The 15,020-nt window shown below is 64.4% G+C and carries 14 protein-coding genes; all 14 read left to right on the top strand.

Translation table 11 applies throughout. The features are described from left to right. The first annotated feature begins 100 nt into the window (after nt 1-100). The 14 genes from NV1_RS10290 (at nt 101) to NV1_RS10240 (ending at nt 14,841) form a co-directional block, all read left to right on the top strand. Nucleotides 101-985 carry a hypothetical protein gene (locus NV1_RS10290; RefSeq protein ID WP_067888378.1) on the top strand — a complete coding sequence of 295 codons (885 nt, stop codon included), beginning with the start codon at nt 101-103 and terminating at the stop codon, nt 983-985. Nucleotides 986-1,132: 147 nt separating this feature from the next. After that, nucleotides 1,133-1,474: a 50S ribosomal protein L19 gene (gene rplS, locus NV1_RS10285; RefSeq protein WP_040826229.1), complete on the top strand. Its 342-nt coding sequence runs from the start codon at nt 1,133-1,135 to the stop codon at nt 1,472-1,474. A gap of 45 nt (nt 1,475-1,519) precedes the next feature. Beyond that, entirely contained in the window at nt 1,520-1,642 is a 123-nt protein-coding gene (locus tag NV1_RS46325; protein ID WP_281181812.1) for a hypothetical protein, read from the top strand. Nucleotides 1,643-2,334: 692 nt separating this feature from the next. Beyond that, the gene (locus tag NV1_RS42010; protein WP_084525260.1) at nt 2,335-3,384 is read left to right on the top strand and encodes a ParB/RepB/Spo0J family partition protein; all 1,050 of its coding nucleotides are present in this window, start codon (nt 2,335-2,337) and stop codon (nt 3,382-3,384) included. Nucleotides 3,385-3,595: 211 nt separating this feature from the next. Next, entirely contained in the window at nt 3,596-3,724 is a 129-nt protein-coding gene (locus NV1_RS46750) for an FDLD family class I lanthipeptide (protein ID WP_218026943.1), read from the top strand. Nucleotides 3,725-3,880: 156 nt separating this feature from the next. Beyond that, a complete protein-coding gene (locus tag NV1_RS10275; RefSeq protein WP_067888372.1) occupies nt 3,881-5,200 on the top strand; it encodes a lanthionine synthetase C family protein in 1,320 nt (439 codons plus the stop codon). Nucleotides 5,201-5,241: 41 nt separating this feature from the next. Then, nucleotides 5,242-8,460, top strand: coding sequence for a lantibiotic dehydratase (locus NV1_RS10270; RefSeq protein ID WP_067888369.1), 3,219 nt, complete (start codon nt 5,242-5,244; stop codon nt 8,458-8,460). A gap of 40 nt (nt 8,461-8,500) precedes the next feature. Next, complete coding sequence (locus NV1_RS42005; RefSeq protein WP_084525231.1) at nt 8,501-9,415, top strand: MsnO8 family LLM class oxidoreductase; 915 nt, start codon at nt 8,501-8,503, stop codon at nt 9,413-9,415. A 520-nt stretch (nt 9,416-9,935) separates the two neighbouring features. Beyond that, nucleotides 9,936-10,733, top strand: coding sequence for a signal peptidase I (gene lepB, locus NV1_RS10265; RefSeq protein ID WP_067888964.1), 798 nt, complete (start codon nt 9,936-9,938; stop codon nt 10,731-10,733). A gap of 80 nt (nt 10,734-10,813) precedes the next feature. Continuing rightward, on the top strand, nt 10,814-11,641 hold the full coding sequence (gene lepB, locus NV1_RS10260) for a signal peptidase I (RefSeq protein ID WP_084525230.1): 828 nt from the start codon (nt 10,814-10,816) through the stop codon (nt 11,639-11,641). A gap of 96 nt (nt 11,642-11,737) precedes the next feature. Next, a complete protein-coding gene (locus tag NV1_RS10255; RefSeq protein ID WP_281181815.1) occupies nt 11,738-12,481 on the top strand; it encodes a ribonuclease HII in 744 nt (247 codons plus the stop codon). A gap of 67 nt (nt 12,482-12,548) precedes the next feature. After that, a complete protein-coding gene (locus NV1_RS10250; RefSeq protein ID WP_011210678.1) occupies nt 12,549-12,854 on the top strand; it encodes a DUF2469 domain-containing protein in 306 nt (101 codons plus the stop codon). A 122-nt stretch (nt 12,855-12,976) separates the two neighbouring features. Continuing rightward, nucleotides 12,977-13,333: a YraN family protein gene (locus NV1_RS10245; RefSeq protein WP_067888366.1), complete on the top strand. Its 357-nt coding sequence runs from the start codon at nt 12,977-12,979 to the stop codon at nt 13,331-13,333. Next, a complete protein-coding gene (locus NV1_RS10240) occupies nt 13,333-14,841 on the top strand; it encodes a YifB family Mg chelatase-like AAA ATPase (protein ID WP_067888363.1) in 1,509 nt (502 codons plus the stop codon). The genes NV1_RS10245 and NV1_RS10240 overlap by 1 nt, the downstream gene beginning before the upstream one ends. Nucleotides 14,842-15,020 lie beyond the last annotated feature (179 nt).

Below are 15,020 nucleotides of genomic sequence, written 5' to 3'. Positions count from 1 at the left end.
CCTGCCGGGGCTCGGGGTGCCGCACAATGTGGCTTGGCGGGTAACGCGGACCCGGTAGCCCCCGTGCCCCGGGGCGCGGAGACGACGGGATATGGCAGGTATGCGACGGTGGCTGGACGAGACCGTGGTGACGCACGGTCACCTGCCGCTGCTGTGCTTCCTGCTCGGTTTCATCGTCGGTTTCCTGCTGATCCGGCTCAGCGTCCGGTTGATCCGCAAGCAGGTGCGCTGGTGGCCCGGCAACCTGCGCGCGGGCGATGTGCACATCCACCACATGGTGTTCGGCGTGGTGCTGGTGTTGGTGTCCGGGATCGGCCTGGTCACCGTCTACAACAGCGGGGTCGGCACGGTCAGCGTGCTGGCCTCGGCATTCGGCCTCGGCGCCGCACTGGTCCTGGACGAATTCGCACTCATCTACTACCTGCGCGACGTCTATTGGGAGGAACAGGGCCGCACCTCGGTCGACGCGGTCTTCGTCGCCCTGGCGGTAACCGGACTGCTGGTGCTGGGTTTTCATCCGCTCTGGCTGCTGGACGTAGGCAATATCCGGCATGACCACAGCCCAACGGGCCGCACCTTCCTGAGCCTGTTCGCTCTGGTCAATCTGATGCTGGCCGCGATCGTCATCGCCAAGGGCAAGATCTGGACCGGACTGTTCGGCATGTTCTTCCTGCCCCTGCTGGTCGTCGGGGCGCTGCGGCTGAGTCGACCCGGCGCACCGTGGGCACGCTGGCGATATGCCGGTCGGCCCAGGCTGATGCAGCGTGCGATCCGGCGCGAACGCCGCTATCGGCGGCCGGTGATCCGTGCGAAGATCTTCGTCCAGGACCTGATCGCCGGGAAGCCCGACCCCGTGGCGCATATGCGGGTCGCCGCCGAGGAGGAGTTGGCTCGCACGGTGGTTCCCGCGCCCGCGCCGCCGCATCCGATCGGGCAATCCCGGCCGAGAATTCCCGGTCACGGCCGCCGGACCGGGGGCGATTAACAGTCGTGCGATGTCCTCTGGCACAATACTCGGGTTGCCTTGGGCAGATCTGCCCAGCGCACCGCCCATATCCGGAGCACGAACCGGTCGAGCGCCCAGTGCGCGCCGCCAGGTTCCTCTGTTCACGCGAACTCCACAAGGACGGAAATGAACACCCTCGACTTCGTCGATGAAAAGTCGCTGCGCAGCGACGTCCCCGACTTCCGGCCGGGCGACACCATCAATGTGCACGTGAAGGTCATCGAAGGTAACAAGGAGCGCATCCAGGTCTTCAAGGGCGCCGTGATCCGGCGTCAGGGTGGCGGCATCCGCGAGACCTTCACGGTCCGCAAGGTTTCCTTCGGTGTCGGTGTCGAGCGCACCTTCCCGGTGCACAGCCCCAACATCGATCACATCGATGTGGTGACCCGCGGCGATGTCCGCCGGGCCAAGCTGTACTACCTGCGCGATCTGCGCGGCAAGGCCGCCAAGATCAAGGAAAAGCGCTGACCACATCCCGCTGACGGGATTGCGTTGTTCGAATCCCCTGGCCGAATGGCCAGGGGATTCTTCTATTACGTGGTCGGGGCCAATCTCGATGCCGGCGACCGGCAGAGCCTGGAGGCGATCCTGGCCGCCGGCTCGGAGCTTGCCGCGCTGACCGGACACGTCCGATGACCGGCCCCGCGACCAGGACGCGGTCACCGCCGGGCTGACGATGTTGCTGCAACAGCGGCGTACGCCCAGAGATTCCTGGCATCCAGCCATACTCCATCCTGCTGGAGTCTACCGCCGAAAGAGGTTGACGCTCTCAACCTTTCGTCCTACTGTGGGGCCGGTTCTCGAATCGGAGTCATGGGGGTGCTCGATGATGTCAACCACGGTTGGAGACCCGAAGCTGGAGTCCGGCGGCGAGAAAGAAGGCGGGGACGGATCGCTGGAACTTCACCGACAAGCTCAACCGCCTGTTCGAGACGGTCGCTTCCTGACACCCGCGCAAGGGCGTCGAACGCAGGCTGTCTCTGGGCCATGTGAAGGAACCAGCCGGATTCTTCGAGCTCCAACTTCCTGCCCGGTTTGGATACCGCCGACCATACCGTCGATCAACGGTCGACGGGCCGAGACGCTGCGAGCGCCATTTCGCAGAAGTCGCTGGGAGCGAGGGCGTTCGGGCGATGGCAATTAGGGCGGGGCAGCTGTCGCACCAGCGATGCCGACATCTGACCGAGAGCTAGCGCGTTTTCGGCGCACCGGAATGTATCCGCAGGCCACGCGTCGGTGACGGTATTCGATCGAGAAACTGATTATAGTGAAAACGTATCCGATGCGCCACGAATTATATTGTGCGCACGGGTGGGAGGGGTTCGTTCATGAAACAGGTTGCCGACATACCGAAGAAATCGACCCTCCGTGGCGATCATGCGCTTTATTCGGCATCTGCCGCTGGGACTCCGATGATCGTGCAGATTCCGATCGAGCGAGTTCGCGTATGTGGTTCGCCGCGAGCCGCAGGGGAGAATCACCTGCACGTGCAGAGTCTGACCGAAGTGGTTGACAGCCTGCCGCCGATTGTTGTTCATCGGCAGACAATGATGGTCGTCGATGGAGTGCATCGGCTGCGGGCAGCACAATGCATCGGGGCAAACGTAATCGATGCAGTGTATTTCGACGGGGATGCGCGAGAGGCGTTCGTGGCGGCAGTGCGTATGAACAGTGCGCATGGACTGCCGTTGTCGCTGTCTGATCGGAGGGCCGCGGCCGACCGCATACTGCACGACTACCCTGAGTGGTCGAACCGGCGGGTTGCCCGGGTAGTGGGGCTGTCCGACAAGACTGTTGCAGTCATCCGGAGGGGGGTCGCTGCGGAAAATCCGCACTGGCCTGCCGAGCGAGTGGGAAGTGACGGCGTCTCCCGTCCGATCGAGGCCGGGGACCGACGTCGCCAGGTGCTGGAGTTCTTGGAGGTCAACCCCGGCGCGCCGGCGCAAGCAGCGGCATCGGCCACGGGTGCTTCGCTATCGACGGTGAAGAGAGCGCAACGTCAGATCCGCGAAGATTCCGCAACTGTGGCGCGACCAGGCGGGGGAGCCGAGGTTTCAACCAGAACGGGCGATGTCCATTGCGTAGCGGTGCCTGATCGGCAGTCGGAGCGCCGCAGGGGGCTGAGAGATTCGAGCGCCATGATCCGGCAGCTTCGCGCGGATCCGTCGTTGCGGTTCACAGAACAGGGGCGCAGGCTGCTGCGTATGCTGGATATTGTTCCGCTGGAACCGACGACGTGGGACTCGATTGCCGACAGTCTGCCAATGCATTGTGCCGAATTGGTTGTCGAACTAGCGCGGCAGCATTCGCAGAGCTGGCAAGATCTGGCGAATTCATTGGCCCGTCGAGCTGATCGTAATAGCTTTGTTCCTGATTAGCCGATCTGGGCCGCTGCGGCGCCTATGTTTCTGAACAACCCCGGTGTACAGTCGAATTCGGCCCGGTCCTGAATAAGTTGCCCGCCGGTCGAAGATTCGACTGCTATTGGTGTTGCAGTATCGCCGAAGGCTGCGGGGGCGCGGATACGGCCACGCCTGCGGGCGTGCGCTCCATGTCGGATATGGATTCATATGAGAGGGGGTGTGTTATATGTATGCTGACTTTGATTTGGATGTTCGGGTCGACACAGTGGTCGAAGCTGATCAGATGGGCGTCTTGAGCATGGGTAGCTCGTGCTATTCCTGCGGCGGATTGTCATGCGATGCACGTTTGTGCTGAGCGGAAGTTCCGGCTGGGCGGAGGCAAGCTCTTCGGCCTCCGCCCAGCCGGAAGCTCGGTACAATTCGTCTCCACCGAAATAGGCTGCCGGACACCTTGATCGAAATCTCGCTATCCAGAATCCTTCCGTCCAGTTGTTCTTCTGGAGATTCTCCTATGACGAAAATATCGGTTCTGCGGAACACGACCGAGGAGGTTGCGGATCGGCTGTCGAGGCTCGCGGATCCGTCCATTCTCGGTTTGCCGCGCCCGGTCGTTCACGAGGCGATCACTCTGGGGTCCGGCTATTCCGGCATCGCTCTTGCGCTGCTCCACGCAAGCCATGCACTCGGCCGGTCCGATCTGGTGGACCCGGCGCGTGCTCTACTGCGCCAGGCGGCCGACTCGACCGCATTGCGACCAGCGGACAGGCTCGGCCTGTACAACGGATATGCGGGATTCGCATGGGCGGTGACCGAGTTTGCCGTATGCGAGCCGCGCTATCTGCCAACTTTGTCGCGTACGGCCGGGAATCTGGGCACTCTGCTGGGTAGCACGGCTCTCCGCGAGCCCGGCACCGGCGTGCCGTTCGAAGCCTATGACGTGATCGCGGGCGTGGCGGGGCAGCTCACGGCGCTGTTGCGAGCGTATGCGGTATTACCCGACCCACCTCTGGTGTTGACGGAGGCCGCGACCAGGTTGACGGCCTACCTGATGCGGCTGACAGATGTCGACGATGTGGGACGGCACGGCTGGTACGTAGCACCGCGCTTCTGCTCACCGGATGTTCGGGAGCGTTCCCCGCACGGGCTGTACAACCTCGGACTTGCGCATGGCATCCCAGGAGTTCTTGCGGCTCTGTGCGCCGCGGCGCACAGCGGTGTGGGCGGTCGAGAAGTCCGGGAACGCGTGCGCGAGATTGCTCTGTGGCTGTGCACGCATCGCTTGGCCGAGACGGTCGGGCCGGATTGGCCAGTATGGCTCGATGCCTCTGCCGCACAACATGTGCCGGTGCGTTCTTCGGACGCTCCAGCGGCACGTACAGCCTGGTGCTACGGCTCTCCCGGCATCGCGATGGTGCTGCTCAGCGCAGCTGCCCTGACCGGCACCGCCGAGCCCGCCGATACCGCAGTTGCCGCACTGCGCCGGGTGATGGCGGCGGGTGTCCGGGAGCGGGACGTCTTTGCGCCGACACTATGTCATGGTCACGCTGGGCTTGCGGCGGTCTTCCAGCGCGCGTGGCGAGTGACGGGCTTGACCGAGTTCCAGGCGGCACGAGACGCATCGGTGAATGAAGTGCTCGCCTTGGCAGATCCGAGGCGCCCCTATGTGCTCGCGGATCGGCGTGAGGTCGGTCGGCTCGTGGATGATCCGGGTTTCCTCATGGGGGCGGCCGGAGTCCTGTCCGTTCTCTCCGGAGCGCTCTCGACGGCGGTGTGCACCTGGGAAGATGTGCTGTTTCTGGCTCCATGCCTATCAGTGCGAAACCTGTTGTGAACGGCGTTGCACCGGCTGTTCGATTCGTGTGAAGGATTGCTGTGAACTCTGGACTGCCCGACCATGGCGGCGGCACGTTCGCCGTCCCCGGGCCCGTATATTCGGCTCGCCCGTTCTTTCTGCTGCGCGCTCCGGCATTGCCCGCGGAGACGATAACCGGTCTTCTTGCGTCCAGTCCGGCGGATGTACCGAATCGGCCGGAACAGTTGATCGACGATGTCCTGCGCTTGTGGCGTTCGGGAATGGTTTCGGCTGCGGTCGAGATGGCCTCGCCCGACTTGTCGAAAGCGCTGCGCCAGTTCGGAGAACACTCCGAGCGGGACCGGCAGCGCGCACTGATGAGCCTCCTGCGCTATGTGAATCGGATGAGTGTGCGTGCGACACCATTCGGGCTGATGGCCGGCGTAGCCACCGGCACCTTCGCGGCACAGGGCCGGCCGCGGGTGGTGTGGCACGACGGAGTGCTGGCAAGGCCGCGTGCCCGCATGGATATGGCCTGGGTACTGCACCTGTTTCAGTCCTTGACCGACAGCTCCGCTGCCCGCTCGGGCCTGCGGGTGAGGACCAACGATCTCATCCACCAAGGCCGTGGCCGGCTCTGGTTGCCGACCGCCGACGCCTACGGAGCCAACACCCGCCGCTCCGTGTCGGTACGCCTGTCACCGCCGGTACGCGCTGTCATCGACTTGGCACACACCCCCATTGCGCTGGAGACTCTGCGGAAACAACTGGCCGGTCAATTCCCCAGCGTCCCCGCCGATACTGTGACCGGCCTGCTGCAGCAACTCATCGAGCTGGACTTCCTCATGGTTGCCGACAGGCCGCAGCTGGTCCACAGCGACACTTATGACCCTTTGGCCGATTTGGCGTCCATCGTGGACCAGAACGCCGCAGTGGCGTTGAAGGAATTGGCCACAGCGGTCGACGATTTCAATCGTGGTGACCAAGACAGTGCGGTGATGTTGCCGCCGTTGATGGCGCACGTCGCCGAATGCTCGCGCACGCTCTCTCCTGACTATGCGGGTCACCTGCTGCAGCTCGACGCCCGCCTTCACACCGAGGGCCCACCTGTCCTGCCAGCCGACGTGCAGGCTCTTGCCGAACAAGCGGCGCAGACCCTGGCCGCGGTTGTCGGTACGAGCTTCCGCTATCCAAGGTGGCTACAGGACTATGCAACCGCCTTCACCGAGCGGTATGGCGTGCAGGCGCACGTGCCGGTCCTCGAATTGCTCTCCTCGGAGACAGGGCTGGGGCCACCGACCGGGTACCGCAATCCTGCTCGCTCCTACCCGCTGATCCCCGAAACGGCCGAGCGCCACCATCAAGCCCGTGACGCCCTGCTGACCCAGCTGGCCAGCACGGCCCTGGCGGACCGCTGCCTGGAGATCGTGCTCGACGACAGGTGGCTGGCCGCGTTCGTCGAAACCGGCGCTGCCACCCCGGACGAGCGCCCTGCTATCCCAGCTCTGGACATACACTTCCAGCTGAGCCCCCCAGGCAAACTCGCCGATCGCTGGATGGCAGTGCTCACAGGTATGGCTGCCACGTTCGGAGGCAGGACCTTCGCACGCTTCTACGATCTGCTCGATGATCGGACCCGGGACGGTCTCCGGGAACTGGCCGAGGCGGAGCAGGCGCAGGCCGGCGCGGCTGAGCTCGTCGAACTGGCTTATCTGCCGCACCTGGGCAGAGCGGTCAACGTTGCTGTGCGTCCCGAGGTTCGCGCTTGGGAGCTGCCGGTAAACGTGTCGCCGGGCACCCCCACGGAGCGAAGGCTGTCCCTGAGCGACATCGTCGTCGGGGTCCGTTCCGGACGACTGTATCTGTGGAGCCGCAGTTTGGGATGCGAGGTGCTCTTCACCCAGCACAGCATGCTCAGCCTGCTTTCCGGGCCGAACGTCTGCCGCTTCCTGTTGGAGGTGTCCTCGACGAAATACCGCGGCATCGCCGGATTCGACTGGGGAAACCTGGAAGGTATCGCGTCCTTTCTACCCCGGGTTCGCCGCGACCGAGTGATCCTCCGGCGTGCGTGCTGGCACCTGCGTCCGGCAGATCTCGGCGTGGCGGACACGGCCGATGACGTGGAGTTCCTTGTGGCACTGCGTAACTGGGGTGAGCGGTGGATGTTGCCACGCCACGTCTACCTCACCGAGGGCGACAATCACATCATGCTGGACTTGGACAGCAGCCTGTCGCTGGCGGAATTGCGCCGCGCCCTCTATCGCGGGGAACACGAAGAGCCGGTCCGGCTCGAAGAGGTTTTGCCCGCGCCCGACGACGGTTTCCTGACCGACGACCTCGGGCGCTCATACACCGCAGAGGTCGTCGTCCCGGTCGTGTGCACGCAGCCGCCTCCGGCAGCACGCGCTCCGATCTCCTCGGCGATACGCCCGATTCCCCACAGTGAACGAATGCGACATATCGGTAGTGACTGGCTGTACGTCAAGCTGTACGCGGAGCCGGATGCCCACGACACCTTGCTCATCGACCAGTACATCGCGCTCACGAGTCGGCTGACGCAAGCGCATGGCATCGATCGCTCCTTCTTCCTCCGCTACGCCGACCCCGCGCCACACTTGCGGGTTCGTTTCTGCGTCCCGTACTCCGAGCAACGCCGCGCCTGCCTCGTCGCGGTCACGGAGTGGGCGCACGATCTGGTGGCAGCGGGGCGGATCACCGAATTCTCCTTCGGGACCTACCACCGGGAAACCGAACGTTATGGCGGTCCCGCCATGATCGACGCCGCGGAATGCCTGTTCTGCGCAGACAGCACTGCCGTGGCCGAGTTGCTGCGCTACCTCGCCGACCATCGGGGCGAATCTGCGGACAGCTACCTGCCGCGGGAGTGTCTGGCAGCACTCAGCCTGGAACGCATCGGCAGTATCCTCATTCCGGACTTCTCCCGGCGCCGAACGCTGGTGCGAACCATGGCATCGAGGTCCGCGGGCAGCGGCCTCTACCGAACGGCGGCCGGCTCGCTCTGGTCCCAGTACACCGGTGTCGGCCCAGCCGTCGATGTCCTGCGGCATGTCGGCGATCGGTGGGAGATGGAAGGTACGTGCTTCCGCTCCCGGATGGACGACCTCGATGCGTCCGGCTCCCTGTGGTCCCAGCGGGAAAATGTCGTGCGCACGTTGTTGCACATGCACAGCAACCGCCTCGGTCTCCATCACGAAGACGAGGACAGTGCTTACGGTGTCTGGCGCCGTCTACTGGACCGTATCGCCGCTTGCTCATCCGCGCCGCCAACACAGGGATAGCTGGTGAAATGCTTGGTAATGATGGCTGCGAGGAATTGGTATGAGCCGACAATCGGGACATGATGTGGAAATCTGCGCCTTCGATCAGGTGTTTCCTTTCGGCAAGGATGGGGCGCAAGCCGCCGTTCATGATAGTTTGGGCCTGTGCAAGGCGGCCGAAGAATTGGGCGCGAGTAGGTTCTGGGTTTCGGAGCATCACGGCGATGCAAGTAGTTGTGCTGCACCTGAAGTGTTGATCGCCGCAGCCGCTCAGATGACCCGGAGAATTCGGGTCGGCACCGCTTCTGTATTGCTGCCCTATTATGCGCCACTCAAAGTCGCGGGTACATTCAATATGTTGTGCCGCATGTTCCCCTCTCGGATCGATCTAGGGATCGGTCGTGGTCCTGGTGCGGAACCCTTTGCGGCTGAAAAATTGAGACGGCCCGGTCAGGTGGACTACAGCGAGTCGTTGCGAATCCTGGTCGAGACGTTCCGCGACGGGCCTTCGGCCGGACTCCTGCCGTCGAACTCAACTCCCGAGATATGGATAAATGGCACTGGTGAACGGTCGGCGAAATTTGCGGCCGAACTCGGACTGCCGTACTGCTACGGTAGCTTTTTATTGAAAGAGAACGACTATTCGGTTGCGGAACATTATCGGAGCTCCTTCGTGGCCGGTCCATTGTGCGGTAAGCCTCGGTTCGCAGTGGCTGTAAGAGTGTTGACAGCGGAGTCGCGTCAAGATTTCTGCCGTCTTCGACAAGTTTTTTGTCAAGGCTTCGGAAATGCGATTACTGAAACAGTGGTTGCCGGATTCGGGGACGAGTTCGACGATAATTTGCTCACGAAACTCGAAGGCTACGACCCGGACCTGCTCGTGTTGAACACTCCGATGCCGCCACTCGAGTTGCGAATAGATGCGTTGAGAATTGCGATCGCTTCTGTTTCATCTGCTGGTCGGCGGCGACCATAGCCGGTGGCTGCGGGATGCTCCGGGAGCGGGTCCCCGTGTTCTCGAGCGGCATCGGCCGCGGACCGAGTCGCCGTGAGGCGTCACGCACGAGTGGCCGAACCGCTGGCCTGCGCCGCCCGCCCCGATACCGGGCGTGCCCGGTCGACGCCTACCGCGATCACCTGTGCGCCCGTCGCCCCGTTGAGCCCGGTGTTCCGGTGCTGCTGATGTTCGCCGAAATCGCCGAGTTCGGCTACATCGGGGCTGAACCTGCTCTACAAGTGCGTCAACCAGTGCCGCCTGAACGGAGACCGGATCGCGCCCTCCTCGCGCGACGTGCGAGCAGGATCAAAAGCCAAATGCATGGCCGGGCAGGCTTTCCCGTTACTCCGGCCCCGAATCCTCTTGGGCTGGCCCTCGATCCGCTGCCACCGCAAGTGGATAGCGGCGGTAAATGACAGATCCCATTCTCGAGGTATCGATCCGTACGTGCGGGCGAAGTGCGGCTAGGTTATTCGTCGTGACGCAGGACAATGAGACGATGAGCGAATCCGACGACGTTCGTGCGGGCAGACGTACGCCACGCCGGCCGCGGGGGAAACAGGCGAAGAAGAAGCAACGTCCGTTCTGGCAGGAGTTGCCGCTGCTGGTCGTGATCGCGGCGGTGATCGCGGCGTTGGTGGTGACGTTCATCGGTCGGCCGTATGTGATTCCGTCGCAGTCGATGGAGCCGACGTTGCACGGTTGTCCTGGTTGCACCAGGGACCGGATCTACGTCGAGAAGCTCAGTTATGACTTCGGCGATCCTGAGCCGGGCGACGTCGTGGTGTTCAAGGCCCCGAGCGGCTCTTGGAACGAGGATTATCATTCGCCACGTTCGAGTGATGCCGTCGTCCGGGGGATCGAGAATTTCTTCGCGTTCTTCGGTTTGGCGCCGCCGGATGAGAATGATCTCGTGAAGCGGGTGATCGCTGTGGGTGGTCAGACGGTGCAGTGTTGTGATGCGCAGGGCCGAGTGATGGTGGATGGCAAGTCGCTCGACGAGCCGTATGCACACTACATATCTGCCTACCAACCGGGTTTGCCCTTCGCGGTCAAGTCGCCGATGGGGTTGTCGATCAATCCGGTCGGGCGGGAGTTCGGCCCGATCAAGGTGCCCGAGGGCAATCTGTGGGTGATGGGCGACAACCGCAACGATTCGCTCGACTCGCGCGGACATATCGACGATCAGTACACCGGTACCGTGCCGGTGCAGGATGTGCGTGGTAAGGCGGTGTTCAAGATCTGGCCGCTGAACCGGATCGGCCCGGTGCGATCCCAGGATCCCCAGACCAACTGAGCACATCGCCCCGAACGCGTTGCGGCACTTGTCGACATCCCGGTCACCGGCGCGGGTGTGGGCGGGATAACCTGTTCGGCGTGGCAAACGAATTCGACTCCAGGGCGTCGACCGAGGTGGATCACGACGGTGCGAACGCGCCGGTGCCGCGTCGTCGGCGATCGCGGGGGAAGAAGCAGAAGAAGCAACGCCCGTTCTGGCAGGAGTTGCCGATTCTGATCGTGATCGCGGCGGTGATCGCGGCGTTGGTGGTGACGTTCATCGGTCGGCCGTATCTGATTCCGTCGCAGTCGATGGAGCCGACGTTGCACGGTTGTCCCACCTGCGTCGGCGACCGGATCTACGTCGAGAAATTGACGTACGACTTCAGCGACCCGAAACCGGGCGACGTGGTCGTCTTCGTGGGCCCGAGCGGATCGTGGAACAAGGAGTACCACACAAATCGTTCCAGCAACGTCATGGTGCGCGGCGTGCAGAATTTCTTCTCCTTCTTCGGTCTGGTGCCGCCGGATGAGAACGATCTGGTCAAACGGGTGATCGCGGTGGGCGGTCAGACCGTGCAGTGCTGTGACGCCCAAGGGCGGGTGCTGGTCGACGGCAAGCCGCTCGACGAACCGTACGCCCGGTACCTGTATCCGTATCAGCCCGGTCTGCCGTTCGCGGTCAAGACGCCGATGGGGCTGTCGATCAATCCGGTCGGGCGGGAGTTCGGCCCGGTGAAGGTGCCCGAGGGCAATCTGTGGGTGATGGGCGACAACCGCAACGAATCCGCCGATTCGCGCGCACATCAGGACGATGAGTTTTCCGGCACCGTCCCGGTGAAGGATGTGCGTGGCAAGGCGGTGTTCAAGATCTGGCCGCCGGGGCGGATCGGCCCGGTGCGATCCCAGAATCCGCAGCAGAACTGAGCGGTTGCGGCTGACTGTTTCCATTGGCCGGGCTCACGAGGGCGGTCCGGCGGAGACAGTTGTGAAGAGCGAACGGATAATCGAACGGTGGGTGCAGTGGCGCGCAACGGGCAACGAGCCGGGGACTGGCCGCCGCGAGTGGTGATGCGCAAGGCCGGTGGTCTGCGCACGCTCGAGGCGGCCCTCATTCGCAGCGGCCTGGGGCCGGTCGCCGGGGTCGACGAGGCGGGGCGGGGATGTTGTGCGGGTCCCCTCGTCGTGGCGGCCTGCCTGCTCGCGCCCAAGGCATACGATTCCCTCGCCGGCCTGGATGATTCCAAGAAGCTCACCGAGGTCGCTCGCGAGGAACTGTTCCCGATCATCAAGCGCCGGGCGCTGGCTTGGCAGGTGGTGGTGATTCCGGCCTGGGAGATCGATGCGATCGGCATCCACGTCGCCAATATCGAGGGGATGCGGCGAGCGGTGGCAGGATTGGATCAGCGTCCCGGTTATGTGCTCACCGACGGTTTCAAGGTGCCCGGCATCATGGCGCCCTCGCTGCCGGTGATCGGCGGCGACGCCACGGCGGCTTGTATCGCCGCGGCCAGTGTGCTGGCCAAGGTGACCCGCGACCGGATGATGGTCGAGATGGACGGGCGACTGCCCGGCTACGGTTTCGCGGCGCACAAGGGGTACAACACGCCGGAGCACATCGCGGCGCTGGATCGTCTGGGGCCCAGCAGCGAGCATCGCCAGAGCTGGCGGAACGTGCGGATGATCGGCGGGGCCGAGGTCGAGCCGGTCCGCCGCCTCGGTTCCGGAGCGAGGCGGTTGGCTACCGGTACCGCGCATGCGAGATGATGTCAGGACACGCAGTATGGCGAGCCCGCCGGGGGCGGCGTCGTGAATTAGGAGGACTTTCCACCAGATGAGTGCCGAGGACCTCGAGAAGTACGAAACCGAGATGGAACTCTCGCTGTATCGCGAGTACAAGGACATCGTCGGCCAGTTCTCGTACGTGGTGGAGACCGAACGCCGCTTCTACCTGGCCAATTCCGTCGAACTACGGCCGCAGAACGCCGATGGCGAGGTGTATTTCGAAGTGCGCATGTCCGATGCCTGGGTGTGGGACATGTACCGGCCCGCCCGCTTCGTCAAGCATGTTCGCGTCATCACCTTCAAGGACGTGAACATCGAGGAGCTGGAGAAGCCGGACCTCCGACTGCCCGAATAACGGCCGACACGGCGTCCGGCGGGGCGGCCGCGTGTTGTCCACATCCGGGGGTTGTCCACAGGTTTTCTGTTTCCCCAGTTCGGGGTGACGGATCCCGAGCGCGGCTCGGTGATCCTGACGGGGTGGCACATAATCTGGCGCTCGGCGCACACGGGGAAGAGCTGGCGGCACAGTATCTGCGTGCGGCCGGGATGGAGATCGTCGAGCGGAACTGGCGTTGCCGGTACGGTGAGCTGGATCTGATCGGGCGGGATGCGGGGGTGACCGCATTCGTCGAGGTGAAGACCCGTTCCGGTCTGAAATTCGGTGTCCCGGCGGAGGCGGTGACCTTCACCAAACAGCAGCGCATCAGACGCCTGGCGCTGCTGTGGCTCAACGAACAGCAGGGCCCGTGGCGGCAGATCCGCTTCGATGTGGTGTCGGTGCTGGTGAAACCCGAGGACGATCCGGTCATCGAACATCTGAAAGCGGTGTTCTGATGGCGCTGGGCCGGGCGTTCTCGGTGGCGGTGACCGGCGTGGACGGGCAGTTGGTGGAGATCGAGGCCGATATCGGCCAGGGGCTGCCATCGATACACCTGGTCGGGCTGCCCGATATGACGCTGAACGAATCGCGCGATCGGGTGCGGGCCGCGGTGACCAATTCCGGAGAGAAATGGCCGGACGGCCGGGTCATCCTGGCATTGTCACCGGCCACCCTGCCCAAGGTCGGCAGTGTCTACGATCTCGCTCTGGCCGCGGCGGTGCTGGATGCGGGGGACGCGATTCCGTCGGTGCGGCTGGCGGGTTCGGTGTTGCTGGGCGAACTGGCGTTGGACGGGCGTGTCCGGCGGGCCAGAGGGGTGCTGCCCGCGGTGCTCGCCGCGCGGGCTGCCGGACGCAGCACGGTGGTGGTGCCCGAATCCGCACTGGCCGAAGCGAGTCTGGTGGACGGGATCACCGTGCTCGGTGCTGCCACCCTGCGTGAATTGATCGGCTGGCTGCGCGGTGAGGGAGAGTTGCGTCCGCCCGAGGGCGCGCTGCCCTCCTCCGAGCGGCCCTGCGGTGATCTGAACGAGGTGATCGGCCAGGACGAGGCGCGCTGGGCGCTGGAGGTCGCCGCCGCGGGCGGACATCACGTCCTGCTGACCGGACCGCCTGGAATCGGCAAAACGATGCTGGCGCAACGTCTTCCGAGCCTGCTGCCGATGCTGACCGAGCGTGAGGCGCTGGAGGTCACCGCGATCCATTCGGTGGCGGGAATTCTGCCGGGCGATCATCCGCTGATCACCGTCCCGCCGTTCGTCGCGCCACATCATTCGACCTCGGTGACCGCGATGGTGGGCGGCGGGTCGGGCTCGGCGCGGCCGGGAGCGGTGAGCTGCGCCCACCGCGGGGTGCTGTTCCTGGACGAGTGCGCCGAGATCGGTACGAAGGTGCTGGAAGCATTGCGAACTCCATTGGAGGAGGGGGAGATTCGCATCGCCAGGCGGGACGGAGTGGCCCGCTATCCGGCCCGCTTCCAACTCGTGCTGGCCGCCAATCCCTGCCCGTGCGCCCCCGCGCGTGATGTCGACTGCATCTGTGCGCCGTTGGCGCGGCGGCGTTATCTCGGGAAGCTGTCCGGGCCGCTGATGGATCGCATCGACATCTGGGTGCAGATGCACGGGCAGGCTTCCGGTGCGTTCGCCTCCTCCGAGGCCGAGAGCAGTGCGGTGGTGCGCGGCCGGGTCGAGGCGGCACGCAGGGCTGCCGCCGAGCGTTGGCGGGAGTACGGCTGGACCACCAATGCCGAGGTCCCCGGACACACTCTGCGCCAACGTTTCCGGCTTCCCGCCGAGGCACTGGTCCCGGTGGAGAACGCGCTACGACAGGGCCGAATGTCCGCGCGCGGCGCCGACCGAGCCATCCGCGTCGCCTGGACCATCTGTGACCTGCGCGGCGGCGAGAGACCGGGCACTCAGGACGTGATGCAGGCCCTGAACTTCCGCCAGCGCGGTGCGGCATGAACACGGGGGCGGATCGGATGCCCGGCGAACACGTCGATGCCCGCACCCAGGGCGGGGATTCGACGTCGCGCGAAGACGCCGCTGTGCTCGCCCGGCCGACCGTCCGCGATGGCTACGGTGCCGGGAGATCGGTGGTGAGTGATCGCCCGGTTTCGGGTGATTGTGATGATCTCGTTGCG

This window comes from Nocardia vaccinii NBRC 15922 (assembly GCF_001613305.1).
In the GTDB taxonomy this organism is placed as follows: Bacteria; Actinomycetota; Actinomycetes; order Mycobacteriales; family Mycobacteriaceae; genus Nocardia; species Nocardia vaccinii.
Note: the sequence above shows the minus strand (reverse complement) of the source record. Positions and strands in the feature narration are given on the sequence as shown.

What these genes read in the sequence shown, in the direction of transcription:
- NV1_RS10290 (WP_067888378.1), top strand. Translation starts at nt 101, where the DNA reads ATGCGACGGTGGCTGGACGAGACCGTGGTGACGCACGGTCACCTGCCG.
- lepB (WP_067888964.1), top strand. Translation starts at nt 9,936, where the DNA reads ATGAGCGAATCCGACGACGTTCGTGCGGGCAGACGTACGCCACGCCGG.
- NV1_RS42005 (WP_084525231.1), top strand. Translation starts at nt 8,501, where the DNA reads ATGAGCCGACAATCGGGACATGATGTGGAAATCTGCGCCTTCGATCAG.
- NV1_RS10275 (WP_067888372.1), top strand. Translation starts at nt 3,881, where the DNA reads ATGACGAAAATATCGGTTCTGCGGAACACGACCGAGGAGGTTGCGGAT.
- NV1_RS42010 (WP_084525260.1), top strand. Translation starts at nt 2,335, where the DNA reads ATGAAACAGGTTGCCGACATACCGAAGAAATCGACCCTCCGTGGCGAT.
- rplS (WP_040826229.1), top strand. Translation starts at nt 1,133, where the DNA reads ATGAACACCCTCGACTTCGTCGATGAAAAGTCGCTGCGCAGCGACGTC.
- NV1_RS46750 (WP_218026943.1), top strand. Translation starts at nt 3,596, where the DNA reads ATGTATGCTGACTTTGATTTGGATGTTCGGGTCGACACAGTGGTCGAA.
- NV1_RS46325 (WP_281181812.1), top strand. Translation starts at nt 1,520, where the DNA reads ATGGCCAGGGGATTCTTCTATTACGTGGTCGGGGCCAATCTCGATGCC.
- NV1_RS10240 (WP_067888363.1), top strand. Translation starts at nt 13,333, where the DNA reads ATGGCGCTGGGCCGGGCGTTCTCGGTGGCGGTGACCGGCGTGGACGGG.
- NV1_RS10250 (WP_011210678.1), top strand. Translation starts at nt 12,549, where the DNA reads ATGAGTGCCGAGGACCTCGAGAAGTACGAAACCGAGATGGAACTCTCG.